This window comes from Sorangium sp. So ce204 (genome assembly GCF_051526795.1).
In the GTDB taxonomy this organism is placed as follows: domain Bacteria; phylum Myxococcota_A; class Polyangia; order Polyangiales; family Polyangiaceae; genus Sorangium; species Sorangium cellulosum_B.
Window position 1 is genome coordinate 12,720,296 of record NZ_CP150317.1, and the last position, 20,370, is coordinate 12,740,665.

The 20,370-nt window shown below is 70.4% G+C and carries 16 protein-coding genes; 7 read left to right on the forward strand and 9 right to left on the reverse strand.

Annotated elements, in window-relative coordinates; genetic code table 11:
* Positions 1 to 18: 18 nt before the first annotated feature.
* Positions 19 to 1,839, reverse strand: a complete 1,821-nt coding sequence (locus WMF22_RS48095) for a hypothetical protein (RefSeq protein ID WP_438034119.1) — start codon at positions 1,837 to 1,839, stop codon at positions 19 to 21.
* A gap of 385 nt (positions 1,840 to 2,224) precedes the next feature.
* Here WMF22_RS48095 and WMF22_RS48100 point away from each other — a divergent pair, with 385 nt between their 5' ends.
* The 3 genes from WMF22_RS48100 to WMF22_RS48110 all read left to right on the forward strand — a co-directional run bounded on the left by WMF22_RS48100 (position 2,225) and on the right by WMF22_RS48110 (position 3,652).
* The gene (locus tag WMF22_RS48100) at positions 2,225 to 2,863 is read left to right on the forward strand and encodes a hypothetical protein (protein ID WP_438034120.1); all 639 of its coding nucleotides are present in this window, start codon (positions 2,225 to 2,227) and stop codon (positions 2,861 to 2,863) included.
* 90 nt (positions 2,864 to 2,953) lie between these two features.
* On the forward strand, positions 2,954 to 3,274 hold the full coding sequence (locus WMF22_RS48105) for a hypothetical protein (RefSeq protein WP_438034121.1): 321 nt from the start codon (positions 2,954 to 2,956) through the stop codon (positions 3,272 to 3,274).
* Between the two features lie 108 nt (positions 3,275 to 3,382).
* Complete coding sequence (locus tag WMF22_RS48110) at positions 3,383 to 3,652, forward strand: hypothetical protein (RefSeq protein ID WP_438034122.1); 270 nt, start codon at positions 3,383 to 3,385, stop codon at positions 3,650 to 3,652.
* A 406-nt stretch (positions 3,653 to 4,058) separates the two neighbouring features.
* Here the strand turns inward: WMF22_RS48110 and WMF22_RS48115 are convergent, their stop codons facing one another.
* From WMF22_RS48115 to WMF22_RS48125, 3 genes are read right to left on the reverse strand one after another with little or no spacing between them, the layout of a single operon-like run.
* Positions 4,059 to 5,396 carry an SLC13 family permease gene (locus WMF22_RS48115; RefSeq protein ID WP_438034123.1) on the reverse strand — a complete coding sequence of 446 codons (1,338 nt, stop codon included), beginning with the start codon at positions 5,394 to 5,396 and terminating at the stop codon, positions 4,059 to 4,061.
* Entirely contained in the window at positions 5,393 to 6,115 is a 723-nt protein-coding gene (locus WMF22_RS48120) for a hypothetical protein (protein WP_438034124.1), read from the reverse strand. The genes WMF22_RS48115 and WMF22_RS48120 overlap by 4 nt, the downstream gene beginning before the upstream one ends.
* On the reverse strand, positions 6,115 to 6,630 hold the full coding sequence (locus WMF22_RS48125) for a hypothetical protein (protein WP_438034125.1): 516 nt from the start codon (positions 6,628 to 6,630) through the stop codon (positions 6,115 to 6,117). The genes WMF22_RS48120 and WMF22_RS48125 overlap by 1 nt, the downstream gene beginning before the upstream one ends.
* Before the next feature lie 200 nt (positions 6,631 to 6,830).
* Between WMF22_RS48125 and WMF22_RS48130 the strand changes: the two genes are divergently transcribed.
* Positions 6,831 to 7,913, forward strand: coding sequence for a formylglycine-generating enzyme family protein (locus tag WMF22_RS48130; protein ID WP_438034126.1), 1,083 nt, complete (start codon positions 6,831 to 6,833; stop codon positions 7,911 to 7,913).
* A gap of 88 nt (positions 7,914 to 8,001) precedes the next feature.
* On the opposite strand, the gene WMF22_RS48135 is transcribed toward WMF22_RS48130, so the two are convergent.
* The 3 genes from WMF22_RS48135 to WMF22_RS48145 are packed head-to-tail and all read right to left on the reverse strand — an operon-like array spanning position 8,002 to position 12,070.
* The gene (locus tag WMF22_RS48135; RefSeq protein WP_437296545.1) at positions 8,002 to 9,615 is read right to left on the reverse strand and encodes a DUF262 domain-containing protein; all 1,614 of its coding nucleotides are present in this window, start codon (positions 9,613 to 9,615) and stop codon (positions 8,002 to 8,004) included.
* 2 nt (positions 9,616 to 9,617) lie between these two features.
* A complete protein-coding gene (locus WMF22_RS48140; RefSeq protein WP_438034127.1) occupies positions 9,618 to 10,811 on the reverse strand; it encodes a hypothetical protein in 1,194 nt (397 codons plus the stop codon).
* On the reverse strand, positions 10,808 to 12,070 hold the full coding sequence (locus WMF22_RS48145) for an AAA family ATPase (protein ID WP_438034128.1): 1,263 nt from the start codon (positions 12,068 to 12,070) through the stop codon (positions 10,808 to 10,810). The genes WMF22_RS48140 and WMF22_RS48145 overlap by 4 nt, the downstream gene beginning before the upstream one ends.
* 484 nt (positions 12,071 to 12,554) lie before the next feature.
* On the opposite strand from WMF22_RS48145, the gene WMF22_RS48150 reads away from it, so the two are divergent.
* The 3 genes from WMF22_RS48150 to WMF22_RS48160 all read left to right on the forward strand — a co-directional run bounded on the left by WMF22_RS48150 (position 12,555) and on the right by WMF22_RS48160 (position 17,990).
* Positions 12,555 to 14,282 carry a PHP domain-containing protein gene (locus WMF22_RS48150; RefSeq protein WP_438034129.1) on the forward strand — a complete coding sequence of 576 codons (1,728 nt, stop codon included), beginning with the start codon at positions 12,555 to 12,557 and terminating at the stop codon, positions 14,280 to 14,282.
* 197 nt (positions 14,283 to 14,479) lie between these two features.
* On the forward strand, positions 14,480 to 15,874 hold the full coding sequence (locus WMF22_RS48155) for a pyridoxal-phosphate dependent enzyme (RefSeq protein ID WP_438034130.1): 1,395 nt from the start codon (positions 14,480 to 14,482) through the stop codon (positions 15,872 to 15,874).
* A gap of 649 nt (positions 15,875 to 16,523) precedes the next feature.
* Positions 16,524 to 17,990, forward strand: coding sequence for a hypothetical protein (locus WMF22_RS48160; protein WP_438034131.1), 1,467 nt, complete (start codon positions 16,524 to 16,526; stop codon positions 17,988 to 17,990).
* 146 nt (positions 17,991 to 18,136) lie between these two features.
* Here the strand turns inward: WMF22_RS48160 and WMF22_RS48165 are convergent, their stop codons facing one another.
* Both WMF22_RS48165 and WMF22_RS48170 read right to left on the reverse strand, forming a co-directional pair.
* Complete coding sequence (locus WMF22_RS48165; RefSeq protein WP_437296551.1) at positions 18,137 to 19,501, reverse strand: sigma 54-interacting transcriptional regulator; 1,365 nt, start codon at positions 19,499 to 19,501, stop codon at positions 18,137 to 18,139.
* A 78-nt stretch (positions 19,502 to 19,579) separates the two neighbouring features.
* On the reverse strand, positions 19,580 to 20,323 hold the full coding sequence (locus WMF22_RS48170; RefSeq protein ID WP_438034132.1) for a hypothetical protein: 744 nt from the start codon (positions 20,321 to 20,323) through the stop codon (positions 19,580 to 19,582).
* Positions 20,324 to 20,370 lie beyond the last annotated feature (47 nt).

The following is a 20,370-nucleotide window of genomic DNA, read 5'->3' on the forward strand; positions in this document are numbered from 1 at the left end:
CCGCGCGTGCTCAGCCGGTCACTGGCGCGGGGAGCGCCCGAGCGGGCGCGCGCCGGGGGACGAGCCCCCCTGCGCCGGGCCGCTCTCGTCCGCCCCCTGGAGCGCTATGCTCCCAGGCTTGAAGAAGATGCTCCTGAGCTTGCCCGCGAGCTGGTCGAAGGCGCGGAGCGCCATCACCTCGTAGACCCGGTCATCGGGAGGCGCGCTCGCGAGGTTGGCCCCCAGCCCTGCCGTGCTCCTGTACTCCACGGTGAACTCGTCCGGGGGCATCACCTTCAGCTTGAAGTCGAACGCGTCGCGCTCTCCGGGGATCCGCATGGTCCCGTCGAAATCGACCAGGATGCCGACGAACGCTCGTTCGCTGCGCTCGCCCGAGTACATGGTGCCGGACCAGCCGACATCGTAATGGATGTCGATCGTCGGAACGCTCGGATCGACCCTGGCTGCGCCGGCGTCGTCGGTCAGGCGCTCCCCCTGCTTGAGCTCGAGGATGTCCGTCGGGAAGACCCGCTTGAAGCCGGCCGCCAGGTTGTTCACGATGGCCGCCTCGCGAGGAAGGGAGTGCTCGACATCGAAATGCTTCGCGACGGGCGCCACGCCCGCGCCCCGCGGGCGGAGGGCCTGCGCCTTCTGCTGCAAGACCACATCCAGCTTCGCGAGCATGTCGGTGGAGGGCGGGTCGAAGCGGACCTCGACGGTCGACCGCTCGCTCTTCTCCAGATACGAGATCAGCTTCTCCATGAAGCTCAGCATGACCGGGTCCGACGTCGAGGCTTGCGCTCGAAAGTCGGCCAGCGTCTTCGAGAAGAGCGCATGGACCGCGGCGCGCGTCTCTCCCTCCACCACCGATCCCGGGTACTTCTTGAGGACAGCGCGCAGCGCGGTGACGCTGCCCTCGCGCTTTGCTTCCGCGAGCGCGGCCCGGGGGAGCAAGCTGTTCTTCACTTCATCGAGGTGCCTGCGGCCTGAATGGACATAGCCCTCGTAGGCGAACTCGCTCCCTACCTCCTTGGCGCTGCGGAACATCGCCTCGTCGCTCAGAAGGTTGCGCACGTACCACAAGGGCAGCGCGAGGATCACGGCCACCAGCGCCGAGGCGCCCGCGATGAAGCCGGGGTGGAGGAACGACGGCATCGCGCCCACACGCGGCGCGTGGCCGCCCGCCGCGTGTGGTGGATCGACGGCCACGAGCCTGTCCCACGCGTCGTCGCGCCGGACCTCGAAGAACGGATCCAGCGCGATGAGCTGCTGCACGTCCCTCGACGCGAACGCGGCCCGGAGCGCCTGCCGGGACCACTCGAGCTCGCCGATCTTGGCCTGGACCTCTGCCTGTGAACGGACGTCGAACGACTGGCTGACGTTCCCCTGGAAGCTGAAGGTGATGCGCGAGTGGGTGTAGACCCCATTCGTGTGGTGGTGTACCGCGCCGACGTTCACGAGATCCGACATCGGGATCATCGTCAGCCTGGGCCCCGTCGCGTCGACGTAGTCCGCCGGCAAGAGATACCGGCCCGTCCTGAACGGGAGGGTCGACTTGAACCTGAGCCGCTTGATGGCCATCAGGGTCGACACGAAGAGCAGGAAGAGGCCGCCGGCGTAGCCGAGAAGGTGCCCCGTGCCCTGAACGCCTGACCAAAGCGATCCAAAACGATTGCAGACGAGCACCAGGGTCACGGCGGCGGCGGCCAGCGCGAGGAAGCCCCATCCGAGGATCCCCGCGCCTGCGCTCGTCGGCGCGGAGAGGATCGGCCTGGGCGGGCCCTGGCCATCGAGGCACCGAACGAGCCGATCGCGGACGGGATCGGGCAGCGCATTGAACATGATATGTCGTACAGGCATGGCACCCCCAGGCAATCAGGAGACGCTATCACCGGCCCTGCGTGCACAGCAATCGCGACGTGGAAAATTACACGCTGGCGAGGCGCGTCTGGCGGCGTGCTCCGAGACCCCGCACATCGGTGGCGTTCACGCACGCTGGCCGCGGCGGCGAGACCCCGGCGCTTCGCGCGCGGCGCCGGGGATCTCGAGACGTTTCGCGGTGTCACGCATCGTCGAGGCGGATCACGTCGTCTCCCGCTGGCCCCATGAGCCTGCAAGCCGGGTCGACGCTCGGGGGACCCGAACCGACCCGGCTGGAAGGTCGGCGCCCTCGCGCAAGTTTCCGCGTACCGAGGCGGCCCGCCCCCCGTGTAGAATGGTCCTGGTAGCCCGTGATCCTCTGACCATGTCTGTCCCATCCTTCGGTCCATCCCTGCGCGCTGCGGCGTCGGTGGCGCGCGCTCTCTCCTCGGCCGCGCTGACGGCCCTCGCGCTGCTCGCGTCGGGCTGCCTCCTCCTCTCGCAGCCCGATCACGAGACGCCTCCGCAGACGGCACCGTACCTGATCGCGTCTGCGGCATCTCCCAGCCAGCTGCAGGCCGTCTACATTCAGGAACAAGACGTCTTCGTGGACTTCGGCGCTGCCGTGCTCTCCGAGGACAACAGCGTGGATGTCGAGATCGCGCTCTACCTCGATTACGGCACCCGCAATTCAGCCGGGCAGCCCTACCGGGACCGCGCCTACCCGTTCGAGGCCATCGAGGCGGGCACGATGAATGAAGGGCAGCGCCCCTTCGTGAGGCGCTGGTTCCTGGACTCGTCCTCCGTGACGGCGGGCTGCCACACACTCACCATGGTGGCGTCGCATGCGTTCGACGTCGACGTGTGCCCAGCGGATCTAAAGGATATGAGCTCGTTGACCTGGCAGCTCATCAAATGCGACCCGGACGACCCGAGCTGCCCGACGTCGTGCCCCGCGCTGGCTTGCGCGGCGTCCAAGTGCCCGTCATGCGCTGACTTCAACCCTGGCGGCGAGGCGCGGTGACGCCGGGATCGGCGCCGCCCGATACGGCGGGTCCGGGAAGGCCATCCACGGCCGCGATCGAGGGCGCTCGCCTCGCCGGAGCGAGCCGGAATGGGTAGAGTCGCGGCCGCGATGGGGCGCGTCACCTGGGGCGTTGGCAACGTGATCGATCTCGAGACCCGCCGAGGGCTCTTCGTCCTCGCGCAGATGAGCAGGTCTCCCTACCTCGTCTTCTTCCGTCACTTCCGCCGCGATCGCGATTGGCAGGGGACACGGCTCGCTCCGGCGGACGTCCTCTTCTGCGCGGGCGTCACCCGGCAGCTCCTCAGGTCGAGCGCGATCGGCCGGGTCAAGGGCGTGGAGCCGTTGAACGTCGACCTCCCGACCGCGTGGATCCACCCCGACGCGACGAGCCGACGGGTGACGGTCTAGGAGGGCACGCCTCACGAGCGCTCGTTCATCACGATCGGTCGCGGAGGGGCGCTCGTGTGCAAGGACGTGAACCATCACGCCGGAGGTCCCTTCAAGCATCCGAGCGGTGTGTTCGACGAGATCCTCGAGCCGTCGATTGCCGACATCGAGACGATCGAGCGGCACGAGCTCACCTCGCTCGCCGTCTTCCCGCTGCTCCAGGAGCGGCTGTTCCTGTGTCATGGCGCGGGGAAGAGCGTCGATCCGGAGAAGCACCTGCTCTTCGATCTCCCCATGCCGCTCGCCTTCGAGCCCTACATCGAGCTCATCACGGCGTCGACGGAGGAGGAGCGCCGCGCGTTGCAGCTGCGCTACGTCGCCGCGATGCCTCGCGCGTGATGACCGGACCGGACACGTGTTTTGCTAGAGGCTCGTCCACCGCGAGACGAGCGCCACTCGTCTTTTGTTGGAGGCTCGTCCACCGCGAGACGAGCGCCACTCGTCTTTTGTTGGAGGCACGTCCACCGGGAGACGAGTGCGACTCATCTTTTTGTGGAGGCACGTCCACCGGGAGACGGGTGCGACCCGTCTTTTTGTTGGAGAGGGGCCAGCGGGAGACGGGGCGACCCGTGTTTTGTTGGGGGCATGTCCAGCCGGAGACGGGTGCGACCCGTCTTCCTTCTGGAAGGGGAGCCAGCGGGAGATGGATGCGACCCGTCGTCATGCTCTAGGCGCACCCACCCAGATGCGGGTGCGACCCATCTGCCGTACGGGTGACCCAACTCGTGCCCCCCGGTGGGCGACCTCATCGCCCCGCCCAGATGGCGAGGAGCGCATACGCGATCGCCACGGCCTGGATGACCGCAAAGCTCAGGAGCCCGGTCGGCAGGAAATCGAAGAAGCCGAACCGGATGGGCCTGCCGTCGACGTCCCGCAGGTCGGCCCGCTCGGTGAGCGCCTGCGCGAGCGGGCCCGACGTCGCGGCGGTCAGGAAGAGCGAGCTGCCCGCGCAGACGGACAGGGCGAGGCCGACGTACACGGCGGGCGCGGGCAGCCGCTCGGCGAGCGACTCGGCCACGTCGAGCAGCGCCGCCATGCTGGGGCCCGCCGAGAACAGCCCGGTGAGCACGCCGGCGAGCACGAGGAACGCGACGAGCTGCAGCGACGGGGCGACCGGGAGCCGCGCCAGCGAGCGCGAGACCTCCTCGAACAGGCCGGTGCGCCGCACCGCCGCGACCATCACGAAGAGCGAGAGCAGGAAGAGCACCGCCTCGATGTCGAGCCCCGTCCGCGCGAGCCGCTCGCCGAGCCTGCGCGACGCGAGCAGCGCCGCGCCGGTGCCGAGCCAGCACACGAGCTCGGGGCCGACGCCGAGCTCCGCGGGCAGGAACAGCCACGCGACGACCATCGCGCCGAGCGACGCCGCCGCCGGCACGAGGAGGCGCCTGTCGGTCCGCACCCGCCGGTGCAGCGCCTCCATGGCCGCGCGCGTGAGCCGCGCCGAGACCGGATCGCGCGGCACGCCCGCGGTCGGGCGCACCACGGCGCGCACGACGAGGAGCAGCACGGCGAGCGCGCAGAGCGTCGCCGGGGCGGCGCGCGAGAGGTAGCCCCCGAACGTCATGCTGCCCCGGCCGAGCAGCAGGATGGCCGGGAAATCGCCGATCGGCGTGGCGGCCCCGCCGAGGTTGCACGCGACGAGCAGCAGGCCGAGCAGCCAGGAGACGTACCGCTGGCGCGTGCCCATCAGCTTGAGCAGCACGTGCAGCACCGGCAGGACGAGCACGAGCGCCGTGAGGTTGTTGACGACGCCGCTCACGACGTACATCGCGATCGAGAACACGAGGAGGACGCGGAAGGGCTCGGCGCCGCTCAGCCGCGTCGCCGCGACGGCGAGCCGATCGAAGAGCCGCGAGGCGGCGAAGAGCTGGGACAGGAGCCCCAGCGTCACGAGGATGACGAGCACGTCCCACGGCACGTCGGCGAGCAGGAGCGGCGTCGTCGCGACCCCGAGCAGCGTCGACGCGAGGCAGGCGAGGCCCGCGCCGCCCGTCACGATGAGCACGCGGCGCGACGGCAGGAGCGCCTGGAGCAGCAGCGCGCCGAGCAGGACGGCGAAGAGCGCGGCCTGGGGCGCCGTCACGTCGCCTCGATCGCCGGCGCGAGCGCGCGCGGGTCGCCCGCGCCGGCGGCGGCGACCTCGGGCGCGGGGCCGCGCGGGGCCGGCCCGACGAGGCAGGAAAAATCGGCCGAGCTCGTCTCGACCATCCAGCGCGGGTACACCGTCATGGGCCGGCCGAGGATGTCCCAGCCGATCAGCGAGCGGAACTGGGTCCGCACGTCGGGGCCCGAGACGCGCAGCCACGAGGGGCTCACGTGCGCCGCGTGCCCGTCGGTGCCGTAGACGAACGTGAGCAGCGCGCTCCTGCGCCCGGCCCAGCGGTGGAGCTCGGACAGACCCACCGGCGCGATGAGCCCGTCGTAGTTCGCGAGCACGCGGCCGAAGTCCGTGTCGAGCCCGCCCGCGTCGGTGACGAGGCCCGCCTCGACGCCGGAGAGCCGCGGCACGAGCGCGTCGAGGCAGTCGGCCTCCAGCCCCACGACGAGCAGCCGGGTCACGCCGCGGAGCGCGTCGAGGACGCCCGCCAGGTCGAGCGGCGCCTCGGCGCCGCCGGAGAGCCACTGCTCGGCGACGAAGTCGAGGACGGGGAACTCGCGCCCGAGCTGGTCGCGGGCCTCGCGCGCGAGCGGGGCGCCGCCTTCGCCCATCAGCTCGCGCAGGAACAGCCGCGCCGCCGAGCGCATGCCCAGCTCGGCGGCCACCATCCGGAACGCCTGTCCGAGCGCCGGCGGCAGCGCCATCAGGCCGGCTCCGCCCCGGCGCGGGCGCGCTCGGCGCGCGCGAAGAGGGCGTCGAGCAGGCAGACCATCGCGGCGTTGGCGAGCGCGTGGTGCGGCGGGCCGTCGGTCAGGCAGTCGACGAGCGCCGCGAGCTCCGGCGAGCCCTTCGGGGCGAGGCGCGTAAGCGGCGCGAGCGGGAGGGCCAGCGGGTAGTCGTGCTCGCTGCCGCGCGCGAGGTGCGGCGGCAGGCGGATCGGGACGGGCAGCGACTCGCCGCTCGGCGCGCCGCCCGCCGGCGGGCCGAGCTCCTCGAGCAGCAGACCGAGCAGGCAGACCAGCGTGTAGCTCGCGCCCCGGTGATGGACCGGGCCCTCCCCGACGATGCACCGGACGACGAAGGCGCGCTCCTCCGCGTCGGGCATCCAGGGGGCGAGCAGCGCATCGAGCCTCGCGGGGCGGATGAACGCGGACACCACGGACGAGGGCAATGAAGGGTAACGATGGCCGGGGTCGCGAGGCGGTCGGTGCGGAGGCATGAGGGCACTCCAGCGTAGCTGCCCGGAAGGGCCTGGATCCAGGCCTGATCTCGCGCGCCAGCGGCACAGTGCGGACGCGCGCGCGCGGACGCGCGCAGGAGCGCGCTGGTCCCCGTGCGCCTGGGCGCCCGGGCCGCCTCGCGCGGGCCTTCCGCCGTGTCGCACAACCAGAGCGGCGGCGCTCGCACCTAACCGCTCCAATGGCCACGCGACCGCCTCGACAGCCGCTATCGACCCTCCTCGCCCTCTGCACGCTCGCGGCGATCCTGGGATCCAGCCACGCGTACAGCGGCGGCGTTGCGGAGCAGGACGCGAATGCTTCCGTTCACGCAGGGCGCGACCGCGCGCAGGCGCCTCCGCCGAGCTGCGCGGGCGGCACACCCGGCGCCGACGACCGCTGTGGCCTCGGCCACGACGACGACTGCTGCGCCAGCTTGCCCGTGCCCGGCGGCACGTTCAACCGGCTCAACGACCCGCGGTATCCGGCGAGCGTGAGCAGCTTCCACCTGGACAAGTACATGGTCACGGTCGGGCGGTTTCGCCGCTACCTGGAAGAGACAGGCGGCCCGACGCAGGCGAGCCCGCCGCCGGCCGGCGCAGGGGCGCACCCGAAGATCCCGGACAGCGGGTGGGACCCGGCCTGGAACGCGATGCTCCCGGCGACAACGGCCGCGATGAAGCGGGCGCTCGTCTGCGATCCTTACGGCTGGCCGACGTGGACCGACGCTCCGGCCGCGAACGAGGACAAACCCATCGTGTGCGCGACATGGCTCGAGCTGTTCGCGTTCTGCGCGTGGGACGGCGGGCGCCTGCCGACCCAGGCCGAGATGAACTACGCCGCTGCTGGCGGCGACGAGCAGCGGCTGTATCCGTGGGGCTCTTCCCCCATCACCTCCGAGGACGCGGCCTTCTGCTGCCAGGGGGAAGGCTCGACGTCGCTGCCCTGCGAGGACGCGTTTCCCCCGTGGAGCCTCATCCACTGCACCACGGACGATCTCGCGCCTGTCGGCTCCTTTCCCAGGGGAGCGGGGCGCTGGGGCCAGCTCGATCTCGCCGGCGAGGCCTACAAGGTCACGCGCGACGCCGCCGACGACGACCGCCCGCTCGTGCCGTGCGACGACTGCTCCCGCCTGGACAATCACGCTGCCCTGCGCGTCACGCACGGCGGGAGCTTCGTCGCCGCCGGATACCGGCAGACGACGACCTACCGCGCGCCGTACGAGACGAATGGTCGCCACTACTATGTATCGGCGATGTGCGCGCGCGACCTGCCAGGGCCGTGAGCCTCCGCGCGGCCATGGCTGGCAGCGCGATCCAACGCGCACGCGAGCGTCCCCAACGTTGGCCCGACTTCCTATCGTCTTTGGTGACTCAGTCGTCCAGATCTTCGCCTTCGGGGAGCTCCCAGGATCCGCCAAAATGCTGGATCAGGTCACGCTCTTCGCGCCACAGCCGCTGGTAGCGCCAGCCGAGCACCGTCTCCGGGGTACGCGTTCTATCGTCCGCTGGAAGCAGATGGCGAGCCGCTAGCTCGACATCGCGATTGCTCTCGAGCCCCGGCAGACCCGGGCCCGGCGCGCCGATCCATGCGCGGAGCTGTGCTAGACCGTCGTCGCTGGCGATGACCCGGTTCGCCAGATCGTGCGCCGATCGCTCCGGAAAGAGGCGATGCAGCGCCTCGTTGCCCATCGCGCCGTAGAGGCGCCTCTGCGTGTCGCCGCCGGCTTCGCGGTCGCCCGCGGTCGCCATCACGAGCAGGGCGAGGCGCGAGCGCACCGAGTTGAGCCGCAGCTTGTCCACGGGCTGGACCACGGGCCGCGCCATCAAGTTCGCCAGGTGATGTCCCCGGATCAGCGCCTCGACACGCTCGAACTCCTGTCGGAGCTGACCGCTCGTCATGCCGGTGAAGTGCTCGTGATAGCTCGTCCAGAAGAACCACCGCTCCAGCGCCGGCCGAGCCTGCCGCAGGCCAGGCTCGCCGATGACGTGACGCGCCCGCACCAGGGCGACGAGCTGGTAGGCGTAAGGCAGGCTTCCGGGACCGTAGACCCCGAACTCACGCAGCAAATCGGCGACCGGGGCGAAGATCTCGGGGAACGCGCGGAGCAGATCTCGGCCGTCCTGCGATTCGAGCTTGAGCTTCAGCCCCTTGGCGCCCGACTTGTAGATGTCGAGATCCCACATCCCTTTCAGTGCGGCGATGATGGTCTTGCGATCGAGCTCGCCGAAGCCCATCGGAGAGAGCTGCTCGGAGATGACGGCCAGCTCGTCGTTGAAGCTGAAGGTCCTCCCCAGCGTGAGAGCGTGGGCCATGTCCCCTTCGTCGAGGTCCTGGCCGTAGCTGTTCACCCGGGCGAACGCCTCGGTGACCAGCTCCTGGTCGTCCGAGACCAGCGGGACTACGGGCACGACGTAGCTGCGGAAGCGGCTCTCCAGCCGCCGCGCCTCCTGCAGAAGATCCCGCCGCCCCATGTCCACGAGCTGTGTGCGGAACTTGAAGAACAGATCGTCGTCGAGCAAGCACGCGAGCGGTATCCACGTGGACGGCGCGTTCTGCCGGCCGTGGCGCAATCGGAAGCGCAGGTCGTCGCTGGGCGGGGCGGCGAGATCGTAGTAGATGGGCCAGCGGCGCCCCTCGCCGTCCTGCTCCACGCCCTCGGGGAGCGGCATCAGGGCCGAGTACAGCGTGGTGACGCGCTGCAAGCCGTCAACGAGATATCCGCGAGCGCCCGAACGCTGGCCCTGGGGCAGGGGGCAGGGGCCGATTTGCGTCTTGACCCGGATCCCCCGATCGCTTGTGGTGCGCCAGACGAGCAGGCTGCCGATCGGAATGCCGCGCCAGATGCTGTCCATCAACCGGAGCCGCTGCTCGTCCGACCACGCGTAGCCGCGCTGAAACTCGGGGACCTGGATCGTGCCCTCGTGCACCTCCTGGAGCAGCTCGGGAAGCCGGGGCAGGACCGGCGTGTCGAACATCCGGCTCATGTTCAGAGCACGCTCCAGAGGCTCTCCACGAGCCGTTTGCGCCAGGCCTGCGCGGCGGGATCGAGTTCGAAGACGCGATGAAACCAGATGTCGTCGATCTTCGTGTCCTCGTCCTCGCGGTAGAGAGCAGCGATGTCCTTCCCGAAGCCACGGTTCAGTCGGTTGCGGAACGCCTCGTTCTGCATCCCCTGGAAGACCACGGGCAACTCCGTCTCCTTCAGCCAGCGTACGGTCGGCCGCGCGATCGCCCGGTGGTTCGCGGGCGCGTTGCGAGGGAGGAGCTGGCGGCGTTGTCGCTTGAGCTTGTACTGCTCTTTCTTGCGTTGATTCAGCTCATCGCGGACCTCCTGAGCGACGTCCTTCTCGAAACCATCCTTCATGTTGAAGCACGCGCGCCGCGTCGGTCCGAAGTCGGCCGACTTGAACGCCTCTACCTGCTGGCGGCGCCTCGTCCTGTCGTGCCCCTCTCCGCCTTCCGCCCACATGTCGAGCGCCTCGAATGGCAGGTAGTTCTCGATGGTACGCCGGCCGAGTTGGTGACCCGGAAAGGGCCAGGGTTTCTGCATGGACGCCACGTGGCCGTGGAGGTCCTTTGACTCCTTCGACGGCAGGCGCCGATCGCTGGAGTGCGCGTCGCGATCGAACATGGCCCAGCTCCGGAGGCGGCGAATCCAGCTCGTCGCCCCGTCGGGCTCCTTGAGCCTCGCCAGGAAGGCCTTGAGCTCTCCCGTGCCGCCGCCGAGCGGGATTTCGACGAGCCCTTCGGCAATGCATCTGTCCAGCTCCGCACGATCGCGCCCCTCCAGGATACGACGGAGAAATTGCAGATCGTTGCGTCCGTTCTCCAGCGCGAGCCATAGCGGTGTGTACATGGCGCGGAGCGCGTCCTCGGGGGTGAGCTCGCCGTCCTCCCAGCGGCTCTCCGCGATGGGCTCCACGCGGAGCTTGGCGGCGTGCGCGGCCATGGTCGTGGCCTTGTCGAGGCTCCGCTCGAGCTCATTCTGCACCGCCTCCTGGATCTCGGCTGAGAGGGCGCTGAGCCATACGCGCACCGGGTGGGCGTCGTCCTCGGCGTTCCATGGGGGGTCGGTCAGCAGCACGTGCTCCCGCGTGCTCGCCGCGAACACGAACTGGAGGCAGCGCACGAGAGCGGGCAGGCCCTTCTGGAAGAGGCGCCGATCGACGATGACGATCATCGCGTCGGAGGCTCCTCCTTGGGGGCTTCGTACACCGGGCCGCGGAGGTGCGCTCTGCTCAACTCCTGGAGGAGGCGCCGCTCCTCCGTGAAGGCTGTGCGCAGGGTGCTGCTCTTGGGGAGCCCATTCGTGTCGAACTCCACCGGCTCCGCGTGGCTCGCGCCCGTCTCGTCCTGGTCCACCCAGTAGAGGATCACCCGCGCGGGGTCCAACCCTTCCTTCAGAATGGCGAGCTGTACGCCGAGCAGCAGCGGGCGGGCGTGGGTCTCCAGCAGGACGACCGGGGGCTCGGCTGCCATCGCGATGGAGGCGAAGTGCCGTGCAAGCCGGATCTGGAGATCGTCGTGCAGGTGCGTCGTCGGTTCCTCGAGCGCGAACATCCGCTTGCCATCGGGGCGGTCCTTGCCCCAGCGTTGCGCGAGCGCCACCAGGATCGGGAGCACCTGGGTCATGCCCTCTCCGGTGGAGGCAAAGGGGATGGAGAGCGTCGGCGCCGCGCAGGGAGGAAGGAGCCAGCGCCAGCTGTTGTCTCCCATGCGCTCCCTTCGAAGGTCGCGGTCGACCTCGGTTCGGAGCCAGGCCTCGACCTCAGCTTGCACAGCGCGGTCGTAGAGCAGGATCTCCTGCGCTTCCCTCCCGTCGGCCGAAAGATCGGGCGTAACGCCCCGCGGTTCAACGCTCTTTGGCGAGGGAGCTCGCACGGCGGACAGGTACTGGACGCGCCCGTGAATCTCCCGCAGCCGCGCGCGCAAATCCGACACGGCAACGGGGAGGGCGGGGGCTTCGAGCGGGACGAGTCCGCCGAACGAGAGCTCCGGGACGTGCGTGGCGCCCGCGGGAGGGATTGCTTCCAGGACCTTGGGCGCGGCGTAGTGGGCCGGCGCGCCGCCGTTCTTGACCAGCAGCTGCTCGACCCTGACCCGATCCACACCCCCTGGCTCGTGAAGACCAATCCGCCAGGAAGCCTCGATGTCGTCGTCCCAGCCGAGCGTGAGCTCCAGGAAAGACTTGCCCTCGTCCCGCGCCCGCGCATTGAGGACATCCCTGAAGGACGCGTTGCCCCCCGCGGCGCCGCCGAGCTCGAACGGGCTCTTGCTGCCCTCCGTGACGGAGTCGTGGAGGATGCCAGCGAGCCGCACGACCGAACTCTTGCCCGCGTTGTTCTTCCCGTAGATAAGCGTCAGGGGGCGGAGGTCGAGGTCGAGCCCGCGCTCGAAGGCGCGGTAGTTTTCGACGAAGATGCGGCGCAGGCGGGGCATGAACGCTCTCTCGCTGGAGCATAGTGCGCCCTCCCTCCCGTGGAAAGTTCGTCGTCGGCGCGCCGGCGCACCGGTTCGGCGCCGTGGGAGACCATCGAGCAGGCTTCGGGGCATAGGAATCGGTAGAGCTTTCGCCGTCTCAAGCTCGGGTGGGGGGCGTCGGGCCGAGCGTCCTGCGCCCTCGGCGCGTGACCTTGCTCCACCGCCTCCCCTGGCGGCCGTGCGCGACGCGCGCCTCCGCCTGGGGGCCGTCGTCTGGCGCGCGATGTTGGGTCGGCGGTGAGGCGACGCCGGATCGAGCTGGGGGGCGAACTGCTCCACGGGAGGATCGTGGGCGAGGAGCGTTTTCCGCCGCTCTGGACGTGGAATGTCGTCCGCCGTGGCGGGGGCTGGACGCGTATCTGTGGCAAGCTGCCTCGTTGCAAAAAGCCACACCTCCTGTCCTCCGGTCCGCGAGCCGCAGGTGCTAGAGTTGCCACGACCCATGCTCGACAAGCTCGACATCGCCCGCGCCCTCCGCGAGACGGGCGCGCTCCTCCTGATCAAGGGCGAGAACCCGTTCAGAGCGCGCGCTTACGAGACGGGGGCCGAGGCGCTGGAGCAGCTGACGGACGACCTCGGCGCGCTCGTCCGGGAGAAGAAGCTCACCGGCATCAAGGGCATCGGCCCGGCGCTCGCCGCCCAGATCGCCGAGCTCTACCAGACGGGGCGCTCCGGGCAGCTCGAGGAGCTCCGCGCCGAGCTGCCCAGCGGCGTGCTGGAGCTCGCCCAGGTGCCTGGGATGAGCCTCAAGCGGATGAAGGCGCTCCACGAAGCGCTCGGCATCGGCAGCGTGGAGGAGCTGAAGAGGGCCTGTCTCGCCGGGAAGGTCCGTGCGGTGAAGGGCTTCGGGGCGAAGACCGAGGCGAGCCTGCTCGAGGGGATAGCCCGCCACGAGGCGCGCGACGAGCGCGTCCTGCTCGTCGACGCGCTCGAGGCGGCCGAGCCGCTCCTCGCCCACGTGCGCGGCTGCGAGGCGACCGAGCAGGCCGATCTCGCGGGCTCGATCCGGCGCTGGGAAGAGACGGTGCCGGCCATCGACCTCGTGGCCGCGGCGGACGACGCCGCGCAGGTGATCGACTGCTTCGTCCGGTCCCCGCTCGTCGCCGAGGTCGAGGCGCGCGGCGGCGCGCGTTGCAGGGTGAGGCTCTCGGGCGGCCTGCGCGGCGAGCTCCTCTGCGTGCCGCCCCGGGACTACGCGGCCGCGCTCCACCACCGGACGGGGGCGCCCGAGTACCTCTCGGCGCTCGGCGCGCTCGCGCGCGAGCTGGGGCTCACGCTCGACGAGAGAGGGCTCTGGCGGGGCAAGAAGCGCCTCTCCGTGAAGACGGAAGAGGACCTCTACGAGCACATCGGCGTCCCGTACATCGCGCCCGAGCTCCGCGAGAGCGCGGAGGACATCGTCGCCGCCATCGAGCGCGCCGCGCGGGCGGGCCGCGAGGGCGAGCTCGTCGAGCAGGGCGATATCCAGGGCATGGTGCACTGCCACACGGTGTACTCGGACGGCAAGAACACGATCGAGGAGATGGCCCTGGAGGCCGAGGCGATGGGGATGAAATACCTCACCATCACCGATCACTCGCCCGCCGCCCACTACGCGAACGGCGTCGGCCTGGACCGGCTGAAGGAGCAGTGGGACGAGATCGCCCGCGTCCAGGAGCGCGTGGGCGTGAAGCTCCTCCGAGGCACCGAGTCGGATATCCTCGAGTCGGGGAGGCTCGATTATCCGGACGCGATCCTGGAGCAGCTCGACGTGGTCATCGCGAGCATCCACTCGCGCATGAAGATGGACGCGGACCAGATGACGCGCAGGCTCGTCAGCGCCATGCGGCTGCCGGTCTTCAAGATCTGGGGGCACGCGCTCGGCCGGCTCATCCAGCGGCGCGAGCCGTTCGCGTGCCGCGTCGAGGAGGTGCTCGACGCCGTGGCCGAGTCGAGGGCCGCCATCGAGGTGAACGGGGACCCGTACCGCCTCGACATGGAGCCCCGGTGGATCAAGGAGGCGCGCAAGCGCGGTATCCGCTTCGTCGTCTCGACGGACGCACACTCGACGCGCGCGCTCCACAACCTGCGCTTCGGCGTGGGGACCGCGCGGCGAGGCGGCCTCCGCCGGGGCGAGGTGCTGAACGCGCTCGGCCCGGCCGCGTTCCAGAAGGCGGTCCGGCCCGCCTGATCGCGTCCCTGATCGCGCCTCTGAGCGTGGCAGCGTGCGGCCCGGACGCCGCGAAGGTCGCTTCGGTCCAGAGGTCGGCCGTCCGCGGCAACCCTGCGCGGCCCACGCCGCCCATGCGACGCGCGTGACGCGCGCGTCATCGCTGGCACCACCTCGACAGACGGTGCGCGTCGTGTGACCGTTGAGCTGTCATGCCAATGCCCATGCCGACCGCTGCGCCCGCAGAGAACATTGTCGCTCTCATCGGGCACACCCCGATGATCCAGGTGACTCAGCTCGACGCCGGCCCGTGCGAGCTCTTCCTCAAGATGGAGAGCCAGAACCCGGGGGGCAGCATCAAGGATCGCATCGGCCTGTCGATGATCGAGGCGGCCGAGCGCGCCGGCCAGCTCGGGGGCGAGCGGCGCCACGTGGTCGAGGCGACGGCGGGCAACACAGGGCTCGGCCTGGCGCTCGTCGCGGCGCAGAAGGGCTACCGGCTCACGCTCGTCATCCCGGACAAGATGAGCCAGGAGAAGGTGTTCCACCTGAGGGCGCTCGGCGCGCAGGTGGTGATGACGCGCTCCGACGTCGAGAAGGGCCACCCGAGCTATTACCAGGACCTCGCCGCCCGCATCGCGCGCGAGGAGGGCGCGTTCTACGTGAACCAGTTCGAGAACCCGGCGAACGCGCTCGCCCACGAGACAGGGACGGGCCCCGAGATCGACGCGCAGCTCGATCGAAGGATCGACGCGATGGTGTGCGGCGTCGGCTCCGGCGGCACCATGACAGGGCTCTCGCGCTACTTCGCCACGGCGCAGCCGCGCTGCGAGATGGTGCTCGCCGATCCGGAGGGCTCGGTGCTGGCGGGCTACGTGAAGACCGGCAAGCTCGGCAAGGCGGGCTCGTGGCTCGTGGAGGGCATCGGGGAGGACTTCCTCCCTCCGATCCTCGACCTCTCCCATGTCAAGCGCGCTTACACGATCTCCGACCGGGAGAGCCTGGAGACGGCGCGGCTGCTGCTCTCCAGGACGGGCATCCTCGCCGGCTCGTCGTCCGGGACGCTGCTCGCGGCGGCCCTGCGTTATTGCCGCGAGCAGTCGTCGCCGAAGCGCGTCTGTACCCTCGTCTGCGACAGCGGCAACAAGTACCTGTCGAAGATGTACAACGATTTCTGGATGGCCGATCAGGGCTTCACCGACCGCGCGCCGACAGGGGATCTGCGCGACGTGATCACGCGCCGCCACGCCGACAGGGCGGTGGTCACGGTGCAGCGGTCGGACGCGCTCCTCGTGGCCTATGCGAGGATGAAGCTCTACGACGTGTCGCAGCTGCCCGTCCTGGAGGACGGCAAGATCATCGGCATCCTGGACGAGTCCGACCTCCTCCTCGCGGCCGTCGACGACGTGACGCGCTTCCGCCAGCCGGTCGAGGCCGCGATGACGACGCGGCTCCGGACGGTCGACGTGCGGACGCCGATCCGGGAGCTCCTTCCGATGTTCGACGCGGGGCTCGTGCCGATCGTGACCGATGGTGACGAGTTCGTCGGGCTGGTCACCCGCATCGACCTGATCAACTACCTGCGACGCCGGGTGAAGCTGCACGAGGTGTGAGCCGCGCGCGCGGGGCGCTGCATCGGTATCGATACGATGTCGACCGACCCGGGGCCGAGCGAGACGTTCGAGCAGCACAGGGTCTTCCTCGGCGCCGGCGGCTACTACATCGAGAACCCGGCCCATCTGGATCAGCCCCCGGAGGCCGGGGCTGTCGTGGTTGGTAATCGCGCCCCTCCCGCTCGGGCCCGCTGCGCGTCGGCGCGGAGGACGTGGCCGAGTTCATCCGACCATGCGCAGGTCGACATCAACGCACTTACATGGACGTCCAATCCGGAACGGAAGTCGACGGCCGCTGCTTGCGGCAGCCTGCGGCACTGCTGGCTGTCCCCAGCAACCGACACCCCTTCGCGCTCGTGACACCCGGTCGATTCGCACCTTCGGATCCGTCGATTCCATGCCGAAGACGCGCGGGCCTGCGGTGCCTTCCCCGCGGGCCAGGCGCGCAGCGCCGGCGGCACGCAGCCTGCTAGTAGGTCAGGACAGCAGGCGCGCAGCGCGAACCCTGCTTCCTGTCGGCACCGGCCGGCGACCACCTCCGCAAATCGCCTCGTGATCACGTCGTGATCGCGTCGCAGGGGGTTCGTCGGCTCGTCCGAACGACATGGCCCAGCGGCGCGGAGCGTACACCGCAAACACAGGAGTGAGCATGAGAACCATCTCTTCGAAGTGCAGCGTGTTGGCCTTGGTGATTGGCGTCTCGATGGCCTTGGGATGTTCTTCCGGTTCCGGTGGCTCGTCCTCGGACGGCGATCCGCAGACCGGAGACGGCGCACTCGCGATCGTCAACGGACACGTGACCGACGAGGGCGCCGGGTCTCACGACCACAGCCTCGCCGGCGAGAGCACCGTCGCGAACACGAGGACGGTCCGCGTCTCTCATCTGCTCGAGAGCGGAGCACTCGAGCCGCTGGCAGAGACCACGATCGACGCGGAGGGGGCCTTCTCCGCGGAGGTCCCGGTGGACGCAAAGCCGCTCATCGTGCAGGCCCTCGACGGCTCGGGCCAGGTGATCGGCTCCGCGTTCCTCGATGCGGCAGGGAGCGCCGCGGGCGAGATCGCCGTCGCGGCGCCGATCTCGACCGAGAGCTCGGTCGAGGCGCTCGTGCTCATCGATCTCGCCGCCAGCGTCGCGGTGGACGCCACCGTGGCGACGGACGTGCGCGCGCTCGTCGACGCGGAGCTCGCCGCCGCGGTCGCGGCCGCGGCGTCGGCCGGCGCCGAGACCAAGGCGGTCGTGAACGCGATCGCGGGGGCGACCCTGGGAGCGCACCACGCGGAGCTGCGCGCGCTCGCAGCCGCGGGCGCGAACATCGACGCGGACGCGCTCGCCAGCGCGGAGCTGGAGGCCGCCCAGACACTGAACGCGGCGCTGGACAGCGAGGTTCCCGCCGGCGAGGCGGCCGCTCAGTTCCTCGCGGAGGTCGACGCCGCGCTGGACGCCGCGGGAGCCACCGCCGACGTGCGCGCCCAGGCGCAGGCCGCGGCCAGCATGACCTTCCGCGCCGCGCTCAGCGCGGAGCTCGACGCGTCCGCGGACGTAGAGGTGGTCCTCTTCGCCTGCGCCCACGCCGCCGCACAGCTGGAGGCGCGCGCGACCGCGCAGGCGACCACGGAGATCGCCAAGCTGAGCGGCGCCGCGCAGGCCACCGTCGATGCGATCGCGGACGCAGGCGCCAAGCTGACGGCGGACGTGGCCGCAGCAGCCAGCGTGGACGCGATCACGACCGCGCGCGCCGACTTCGTCGCGAGCCTCTCCGGCGAGGCGCAGGCCGAGGCCGGCGGTGCGCTCGGCCTCCTGGTGGGCGCCACGGCCGACGCCGAGGCGGCGCTGCGGACGGTGCTCGATGCCACGGTCGACCTCAACGCGCAGCTCGACGCCGACCTGAAGGCCGCGCTCTCGGCCTACCTCGACGCCGAGGCGCACGCCGACCCGAGCGCGTCGGCCAGCCTCGACGCCGAGCTGGACGGCATCGTCGAGGCCTACGCGAAGTTCGCGGCGGGGGTCGAGGCGCTCGCGCCGACGCTCACCGCGGCGGCCGCCAGCGACGCGCAGGCGGAGGCGGTGACCCACGTCCTCTGCTCCGCGCAGGCCATGTTCCGCACGCCGATGTGATCCGAGGTCGCCGCGGCTGGGTTCGACCGTGACCATGGGAGGGCGAACCGGGGAACTCCTCCACGCCCTCCTCCCGGTTGGATGCGGTGTCATGATCGCTTGCCGGGCCGCCCTGCACGTCGGCGCCAGCGATGGCCCACGGACGTTCAGACGTCGGTCGCCAGGACGCCGTGCCGGCGAAGCAGCTCCCGCAGGTAATTGCGATCCATCCGCGCCGCCCGCGCCGCGCGCGAGACATTGCTGCCATTGGCGCGGATCAACGCGTGGACATAAGCGCGTTCCCAGAGCGTGATGACTCGCTCTTTCGCCTCACGAAACGACAGCGACAGATCGTCTTCCCTGAAGACGTTCTCGCGGGCTTCGCCTTGCGCGGCCTCGCCCTCGGTCGCCGCGCCCTCCCGCCAGAGGAGCGGATCCCCGAGCAGCACGGCCCGCTCGACCGCGCCGCGCAGCTCGCGGACGTTGCCCGGCCAGTCGTGGCGCGCCATCGCCTCCACGAGCTCCAGGGGCGGCTTGGCCCCGTCGGCGAACTGCCGGTAGAAGTGCGCGACGAGCAGCGGGATGTCCTCGCGGCGCTCCCGAAGCGACGGGACGCGTATCCGTACCACGTTCAGCCGATAGAAGAGATCGGAGCGGAAGTTGCCCCGGTTCACCTCCTGGCGCAGATCGCGGTTCGTGGCGGCGATCACCCGCACGTCCAGGCGGATCGGGTCGAGGCTGCCGACGCGCCGTATCGTCCGCTCCTCCAGGGCGCGAAGCAGCTTGGGCTGCAGGTCGAGTCGGAGCTCGCCGAGCTCGTCGAGCAGCACCGTCCCCCCGCGCGCTGCCTCGAAGGCGCCCGCCCGCGCCTGCTGCGCGCCCGTGAAGGCCCCCTTGGCGTGCCCGAACAGCTCGGACTCGATGAGCGTGGGTGGGATGGCGCCGCAGTCGATCACGACGAACGGCCCCGAGGCGCGGCGGCTCTGCTGATGGATGAGCTCGGCGAAGAGCCCCTTGCCGGTGCCGGTCTCCCCTTCGAGGAGCACCGTCGAGTCGGATGCCGCGACCCGCGGCAGCATGGCAAAGATACGCCGCATCGCGGTGCTCTGCCCGAGGACGCGCCCGGAGAGGTCCTCGTCGCCGAGCGGCTCGCGGATCTCGTCCGGGAGGACGTCGAAGCGGAGCGTGGACTGGCCCACGCCAATCAGCGCCCCCGGATCGAGGTACGCGGCCTCGACGCGGATCCCCGAAACCCTCGTGCCATTGGTGCTCCCGAGGTCCCGGAGCAGAAACCCCTGTGGCGTGACGGTGATCACGCAGTGGTGCCGCGACACGGCCTGGTCGGTCAGGACAAGCTGGTTGCCGCGGGCGGAGCCGATCACGAGCTCCGGCGCATCTGCCACCTGCGAGGCGCCCTGATCAGGGCCGCGCTGCACCTGGACGTGGAACCGGCTGAACGCCACCTCGCGGGGGCGCGCCTCCAGCACCGCTGTCGCGCCGACATCTTGACAGGGGGGTCGCTCCGAGGCCATCGACCTCAAGCTACCACACGAGCGACCGACCCGCGCTCTCGGCGCGCACACAGGCGAGCGCTGAGCCCGTCCGGCGCGTCACAGGCTGCAGGGCGCGAACGAGTCGAGAGAGATACTGCGATGCAGGCTCGTGGAGATGGCCTCCACGTAGCGGCCGTCTCTCGGCGTGTCACACGTCGAGCGGCCGTCCGCGTCGCGAGCGCAGGCGAGGGAGCACGGGCCAAGGAGGGTGACGCCACACGTGGGCGAGATGCCGCAGATCCGCTGGACCGAATGCCCGCTCCAGTCGGCGCCGCACGCCGCCACATCCGCGTTGTCGACGCAGGCGAAAGCAGCCGGGCTGTCCGGATGGAAGAGGTTGCCGAACATCGTGGCATCCGGGGTGGTGAACTCGGACGGCGCGGCCCCCGCGCGCCCGGCAAGCGCCGGATGGCTGCCCGTCATCCGGACCTCCACTTCCATACTGAGGCCGTTGAGCGTCTGAAGCAGGCACGCCGTCATCCACCGCTGTGTCTCGACGTCCTCGAGAGGCGAGGATATCCACCGTGGCGCGAGGCCGACCGCGCCCTCGAAGGAGACCCCCGCGGCCTCACCGCGCAGCGCCTCGCCTCCAGGGAGCGCGCAGAGGACCACGTAGGAGAGGAGCCGCCGCCCCTCTGCGCTCGCGAGCAGCGGGGTGTCGGTGAGCTCGCCGCTTGATCCCTCGAGCGGCGCCTCAGCCATGGCGCGCAAGGCTTGCTGCGTCGCGGATCGCCAGAAGAACGCAGGATCGTCTCCGTTCATGACGATGATCGCGTCCTGCTCCTCGGTGCGCGAGCTCATGCCGCTGTGCCGCTCTGCCCCACATCCGGCGATGAAGAGAGAAAAAA

Coding starts and splice junctions, on each gene's coding strand:
- WMF22_RS48160 (WP_438034131.1), top strand. CDS start 16,524: ATGAGAACCATCTCTTCGAAGTGCAGCGTGTTGGCCTTGGTGATTGGC.
- WMF22_RS48095 (WP_438034119.1), bottom strand. CDS start 1,839: ATGCCTGTACGACATATCATGTTCAATGCGCTGCCCGATCCCGTCCGC.
- WMF22_RS48170 (WP_438034132.1), bottom strand. CDS start 20,323: ATGAGCTCGCGCACCGAGGAGCAGGACGCGATCATCGTCATGAACGGA.
- WMF22_RS48125 (WP_438034125.1), bottom strand. CDS start 6,630: ATGCCTCCGCACCGACCGCCTCGCGACCCCGGCCATCGTTACCCTTCA.
- WMF22_RS48155 (WP_438034130.1), top strand. CDS start 14,480: ATGCCCATGCCGACCGCTGCGCCCGCAGAGAACATTGTCGCTCTCATC.
- WMF22_RS48150 (WP_438034129.1), top strand. CDS start 12,555: ATGCTCGACAAGCTCGACATCGCCCGCGCCCTCCGCGAGACGGGCGCG.
- WMF22_RS48140 (WP_438034127.1), bottom strand. CDS start 10,811: ATGATCGTCATCGTCGATCGGCGCCTCTTCCAGAAGGGCCTGCCCGCT.
- WMF22_RS48130 (WP_438034126.1), top strand. CDS start 6,831: ATGGCCACGCGACCGCCTCGACAGCCGCTATCGACCCTCCTCGCCCTC.
- WMF22_RS48165 (WP_437296551.1), bottom strand. CDS start 19,501: ATGGCCTCGGAGCGACCCCCCTGTCAAGATGTCGGCGCGACAGCGGTG.
- WMF22_RS48135 (WP_437296545.1), bottom strand. CDS start 9,615: ATGAGCCGGATGTTCGACACGCCGGTCCTGCCCCGGCTTCCCGAGCTG.
- WMF22_RS48120 (WP_438034124.1), bottom strand. CDS start 6,115: ATGGCGCTGCCGCCGGCGCTCGGACAGGCGTTCCGGATGGTGGCCGCC.
- WMF22_RS48100 (WP_438034120.1), top strand. CDS start 2,225: ATGTCTGTCCCATCCTTCGGTCCATCCCTGCGCGCTGCGGCGTCGGTG.
- WMF22_RS48105 (WP_438034121.1), top strand. CDS start 2,954: ATGGGTAGAGTCGCGGCCGCGATGGGGCGCGTCACCTGGGGCGTTGGC.
- WMF22_RS48145 (WP_438034128.1), bottom strand. CDS start 12,070: ATGCCCCGCCTGCGCCGCATCTTCGTCGAAAACTACCGCGCCTTCGAG.